Genomic DNA, 2,985 nt, shown 5'->3' with positions numbered 1-2,985 from the left:
TTTTCCGCTAAATACTTTTCGATATACTCATCCTGAATCGGTGACTTGCGTTGGTTGATTAAATCTACCTTTTCGGGTATCACGTCTACAGCCGTTACCTGATGGTGTTGTGCCAAGAGTGTGGCAATGGAAAGTCCTACGTAACCGGTTCCGGCTACGGCTATTTTCAAATCTTTCATATTAATAAGTTTGTGATTTATTTGAAACGTAGATTTCCGCAGATTAACGCGGATTTTACTTTATTCTTCTCTATGTTTAGTGTTTTCACAGATTAACGATCACCCAATATGAATGTGTTTTTTGATCGGTTGTCTTTGATGACTATAGGCTGGTTACCGTTGGAATTTCTCCCACACATCTAACACATACGGCACACCATAATCCTCGTATGCCTCCGTATGCTTCAACTTCTCCAATCCGTCTTTCAACCGTTGCAACTCTTCCGCTGGAAAATTCCCATTCTTGATAGAGCTGATAATTGCTTCCATCATGTCCTGACAAACATAATCTGGACTGTACATGTCATCGAGATAGTTGTAATGCTCATCTTCCACAAAGTGGTAAGTGAGACTTTCGAACACTTCGAGCAGGATGGTTATGGCTTTGCATAGTTGCCTTGACTTAACTCCGATAAGGTGAAAGCAACCTTGCAATAGTGTCGCAATCCTCATCTATGTTGCGCTCGCTGAATATGGCTTCGATTTTATTCTTTCCGTTTGTCATACATGTATGTTTTGAAAACGTTATCTATATCTATTTTTTAGGGATATATACTTCATCGGCAGTTGCAGTATATATTCAACTGCAGTTGCAGTATATATTCATCGGCGGTTGCAGTATATATTCATTCTTCGGGTGTACTATCCTGTATGTTCTGTTCCGCCTGCTGCGCGTTCGGGGCGATGAGGTTCTGGCCGCCGTTGACGATGCAGACAAACCGGGGTTCTTCCCGTTCGTGGAGCTTTTCTATCTCGCCGTGGTATTCTTCGGGAATCATCCGGCGGAGGAGGCATTTCACGTGCGCGAGGTCGGCGTTGCGGTTTTCGTCCAGGAACTGCTGGGCGGCAGCTATCTGCTTGAGGTAAGGCGTCCCGTCATGTTCCTGCAGGGCGGCGGGCGGTGGCTGCGTTCTGGCACTGGTGAGCCTGGGCAGTTCTTCCCGGATGCACTCGATGATGGCTTCCGCTATTTTCTTTATGAACGCGCTTTTCTTCATCGGCCAAGGGTTTCAAGTGAAATGCCGGAGATGCGTAAGGCTTCCCGGTGACTTGTCCTCTTGGAATGAGTATCGGGTTCATAACAGGGCGGTCTTTTCAGACAGGTTCAGGGACGTTTCTTGGGTCGGTTCATCCATGCGTCGTTGATGCGGGCGCGGATGTTGTCGATGGTCTTGCCTTTCTCGAGCTTGGAGGCGAAAGGCAGCAGGAGGCGGATGAAGCGTTCTTTCACCATTTCTTCGGGGAAGAGCTTAGGCTCTTGTTCTACCATTTCCACCACGACACGTGCCAGCTCGGTAGCCGACCGGCACTCGCCGATGAGGGAGAGGTAACGGCCGAGGTTCTCCTTATTTATATATAAGGCAAGTTTTTGCGCTTCGGGAGGCTCCGTTTCCTGAGCGGATGGGTCGGGAAGCGGATGTTCCGGAAAGTGGCCGCCGTAGAAATTCTGCACGGCTTCCGTAGCGTTGGGGAGGATTTGGTTGTTTCCTCCGTTTATGTTTATGGTTATGTCGGACACGTGGGGTATATTTAGTAACAGGGACTAGGTACTAGGTAACTAGATAACTAGGTTTTAGTACCAGGGACTAGGTTACAGGTACTAGGTAACTAGGTTTTAGTACCAGGGACTAGGTTACAGGTACTAGGTAACTAGGTTTTAAATACATTCAGTAAGACTATTCAGAACCTTGTCAACTAGTACCTTGTCAACTAGTCAACTGTATTCAGCTATTCAGAACCTTGTCAACTAGTACCTTGTCAACTAGTCAACTGTATTCAGCTATTCAGGACCTCGTTACCTGGTACCTTGTTAACTAGTCAACTGAATAAAACCTTGTCAACTAGTCAACTGAATAAAATCTTGTCAACTAGTCAACTGTATTCAGAATAAATGATTTATCAATGGTTTGTCAATGCTTGTCAACCGAATTGATTTCGCCTTTCCGGTGCAGTATCTTTGCATTGTCAGAACGATGAAGCGCGCAACATCTGGTGAGTTTTTTAGTTCTTAAGTTCTTGTTTTTGAATTGCAAACTTAAAAACTAACAAACTTAAAAACTTACAAACTGACACTTAAGTTTAACCATTAAAAAACAGTTTAAAGTATGATTAATTACTCTACCTATTTATGGAGAAACCCGTTGGACGAAGAAGCAACTGAAATGGCATACGCCAAAAACCAAGTAACCAAAACGATGACTTTTGACGAGTTCGTGAAACACATCGCCGATCACAACGGAGTGTTTACCCGCGGTACGGTGAAAGGCGTGGTGAGTGACACGTGTGCCTGCCTGGTCGAAATGCTGCTGAACGGCTGCAAAGTGCAGTTCGGTGAACTGGGCACCTTTGGTATTTCCCTCACTTGTGAACCTGCTGTTTCGATGGAAGAATTTACTGCATCTAACATCAAGACGGTAAATATCGTGTTTACTCCCGGTGAGGACTTCGAGAACCTGCGCTCGCGTGCCGAATTTGCTCCGGTAGCAAGCCGCCTGGCACAGAAGGCTACGCTGAAGGCTGAAAAGTCGGGCGAAGCTACTGTGGACCTGGAAGCGGCGAAACGGAAGACTGCTTCTGTTCCGGAAGAACCCGGCGTGTGATTCTTTCCTTTTCCAAGTCTTTCTGAAACGCGGATTTCCGCAGATTAACGCGGATTCTTTAATTTAGAAGCTGTTTTGAATTTATCGTGCGATGATTTGGGATGAGTTTTTGAGGCATTTTCGCTTCTGTGATGAGGAAGATAGCGGGCTATCTGACGAAGAACAGG

General features: G+C 45.8%; 4 protein-coding genes and 1 pseudogene. 1 reads left to right on the top strand and 4 read right to left on the bottom strand.

The window, feature by feature from the left end:
- The 4 genes and pseudogenes from B5F78_RS16275 to B5F78_RS16260 form a co-directional block, all read right to left on the bottom strand.
- Positions 1-185: pseudogene (locus B5F78_RS16275) on the bottom strand (UDP-glucose 6-dehydrogenase); the annotation flags it as partial.
- 147 nt (positions 186-332) lie between these two features.
- On the bottom strand, positions 333-671 hold the full coding sequence (locus B5F78_RS16270) for a hypothetical protein (RefSeq protein ID WP_239473506.1): 339 nt from the start codon (positions 669-671) through the stop codon (positions 333-335).
- 173 nt (positions 672-844) lie between these two features.
- Positions 845-1,216, bottom strand: coding sequence for a transcription-repair coupling factor (locus tag B5F78_RS16265; protein WP_087407234.1), 372 nt, complete (start codon positions 1,214-1,216; stop codon positions 845-847).
- Positions 1,217-1,323: 107 nt separating this feature from the next.
- A complete protein-coding gene (locus B5F78_RS16260; RefSeq protein WP_087407233.1) occupies positions 1,324-1,737 on the bottom strand; it encodes a hypothetical protein in 414 nt (137 codons plus the stop codon).
- Between the two features lie 586 nt (positions 1,738-2,323).
- Between B5F78_RS16260 and B5F78_RS16255 the strand changes: the two genes are divergently transcribed.
- Positions 2,324-2,818 (top strand): HU family DNA-binding protein, encoded by a 495-nt coding sequence (locus tag B5F78_RS16255; protein WP_022039714.1) that lies wholly within the window; start codon positions 2,324-2,326, stop codon positions 2,816-2,818.
- Positions 2,819-2,985: the final 167 nt, after the last annotated feature.

Source organism: Bacteroides sp. An279 (assembly GCF_002159615.1).
Lineage (GTDB): Bacteria > Bacteroidota > Bacteroidia > Bacteroidales > Bacteroidaceae > Phocaeicola > Phocaeicola intestinalis.
This window is presented reverse-complemented; position numbering and strand designations above follow the sequence as displayed.

Bases quoted from the DNA above. Each gene is read 5' to 3' on its own strand.
- B5F78_RS16255 (WP_022039714.1), top strand. From the start codon at position 2,324: ATGATTAATTACTCTACCTATTTATGGAGAAACCCGTTGGACGAAGAA.
- B5F78_RS16265 (WP_087407234.1), bottom strand. From the start codon at position 1,216: ATGAAGAAAAGCGCGTTCATAAAGAAAATAGCGGAAGCCATCATCGAG.
- B5F78_RS16270 (WP_239473506.1), bottom strand. From the start codon at position 671: ATGAGGATTGCGACACTATTGCAAGGTTGCTTTCACCTTATCGGAGTT.